This window comes from Bacillus sp. 522_BSPC, assembly GCF_001076885.1.
In the GTDB taxonomy this organism is placed as follows: Bacteria; Bacillota; Bacilli; order Bacillales; family Cytobacillaceae; genus Niallia; species Niallia hominis.
Genome location: NZ_JVDT01000194.1, coordinates 1 through 2,231, shown reverse-complemented (window position 1 = coordinate 2,231; position 2,231 = coordinate 1). Strand labels below are relative to the sequence as shown.

The following is a 2,231-nucleotide window of genomic DNA, read 5'->3' as shown; positions in this document are numbered from 1 at the left end:
GAGGCCACTGAAAAAGTCCTCCAAATGTTCATAATCTAAAAGGTATAGTCCTTCATTATTTGAAGGAACTATCCTTTTTTTATTGTATAATTATAGTATCAATTTCAGTGTGGGTGGATACTATGATTCAAAAACAACAGTCTATGATTCTTTTTAGCCCTTTTATGGCTCTATATGATTTAGTCGTTCCAAAAGATAATCTGTTACGAAAAATTAATGACTTAATTGACTTTTCATTTGTTTATGATGAAATCAAGAAAAATTATTGTTTTGATAACGGTCGAAATGCCATCGATCCTATTCGTATGTTCAAGTATTTATTATTAAAGTCGATTTATGACTTGTCTGATGTTGACGTTGTTGAACGTTCAAAATATGATATGTCTTTTAAATATTTTCTTGATATGGCACCCGAAGATTCGGTGATTGAACCAAGTTCTTTAACCAAATTTAGAAAGTTGCGTTTAAAAGACGTAAAACTTTTAGATATGCTTGTTAATAAAACCGTAGAAATCGCTATTGAAAAGGGAATTATCAAAAGTAAAGCTATTATCGTAGATGCCACTCATTCGAAAGCTCGTTATAATCAGAAATCACCTAAAGAAATCCTAATGGATCGTTCGAAAAAGCTTAGAAAAGCTGTTTATAAAATAGATGAAAGCATGAAAGATAAGTTTCCCACTAAAACTTCAACGGATATTTTGGAGGATGAAATGGAGTATTGTCAAAAACTGATTGAGGTGATTGAGAAGGAAGATACGCTTGTTCCATATCCAAAAGTAAAGGAACAACTAAACCTTCTAAAAGAAACGGTAAATGACGATATCGAATATCTACAAATTTCAGAAGATAAAGATGCTAAAGTTGGTCACAAGAGTGAGGATACCTCATTTTTTGGATACAAAACGCACATAGCCATGAGTGAAGAAAGGATTATTACAGCCGCAACAGTCACAACTGGAGAAAAGAATGACGGAAAACAATTAGAAACACTGATTGAAAAAAGTATGACAGCCGGCATGGAAGTTGAGGCAGTAATCGGGGATGCAGCTTATTCGGAAAAAGGAAATATCGAGTTCACAAAAAAGAATGGAATGAAATTGGTAGCCAAATTAAACCCTTCTGTAACACAAGGATACCGTAAAAAAGAAGATGAATTTGAATTTAATAAAGATGCTGGAATGTATGTTTGTAAGGCTGGACATATGGCAATAAGAAAAGCAAAACAGGGCAAAAAAGGAGAAGGTAGAAATCAAGTTCATACGTACTATTTTGATATAGAAAAATGTAAACACTGTCCGTTTAAGGAAGGATGTTATAAGGAAGGGGCTAAAAGTAAAACATATTCTGTAAGCATCAAATCAAACGAGCATACAGAGCAGGCAAAATTTCAAGAAAGTGACTATTTTAAAGAAAAGTCGAAAGAACGATATAAAATAGAAGCTAAAAATAGCGAATTAAAACACAGACACGGGTACAATGTTGCAAAATCCTCGGGTCTATTAGGTATGGAATTGCAAGGTGCCATGGCAATATTTACGGTGAATTTAAAAAGAATCTTGAAATTAATGAGTTAAAAAAGATAGGAATTCATGAGAAAATGGATAAAAAAAGACGACTCTACATTCAAAAAATTTAATGAGGGTCGTCTTTTTTTATGCGGCCAGCTGATTATTAGAAATGACCTCAGTTTGTCAGTGGCCTCCCTTTCATGGCCAGGTTTTTTATCTATACCGAATTTCGTTATTATAGATCAAAATAACTAACTGCAATCGTTAATACAAAAAATAGAATTGCTAAAACGATTGTTGCATTGTGAAGGATTAATTCTAAACCACGTGCTTTTTGTTTACCAAATAACTGCTCTGCACCACCAGAAATTGCTCCAGATAGTCCAGCACTCTTACCATTTTGAAGAAGTACTACTACGATTAATGCAATCGCAACGATAATCAATAAAGTAATCAAAACTGTGTGTATCATATCAAACACCTCCATTAAACCCAACCTACATTAGTTTAAATGTATCATATTTTATGTTTTGCCACAATAGTATGTCGCTTTCTTTGTCATAATAATTAGTAGAATATATTTATCCAGCATGAATGTATGGAAGAGTTCTCTTAATTACGCGATAACCTTTGAATAAGAAGCATCTGTTCCCTTTTCCTGCTGGATCTCTTGCTCTCGGGCTCAGAGAACGCTCCTCTGTTACCTTTTCCTGCTGGATC

The 2,231-nt window shown here is 33.6% G+C and carries 2 protein-coding genes; one reads left to right on the top strand and one right to left on the bottom strand.

Annotated elements, in window-relative coordinates; genetic code table 11:
- Positions 1-122 precede the first annotated feature (122 nt).
- On the top strand, positions 123-1,577 hold the full coding sequence (locus ADJ83_RS16285; protein WP_048717259.1) for an IS1182 family transposase: 1,455 nt from the start codon (positions 123-125) through the stop codon (positions 1,575-1,577).
- Positions 1,578-1,746: 169 nt separating this feature from the next.
- Here the strand turns inward: ADJ83_RS16285 and secG are convergent, their stop codons facing one another.
- The gene (secG, locus tag ADJ83_RS16280) at positions 1,747-1,980 is read right to left on the bottom strand and encodes a preprotein translocase subunit SecG (RefSeq protein ID WP_031540682.1); all 234 of its coding nucleotides are present in this window, start codon (positions 1,978-1,980) and stop codon (positions 1,747-1,749) included.
- Between the last annotated feature and the right edge of the window lie 251 nt (positions 1,981-2,231).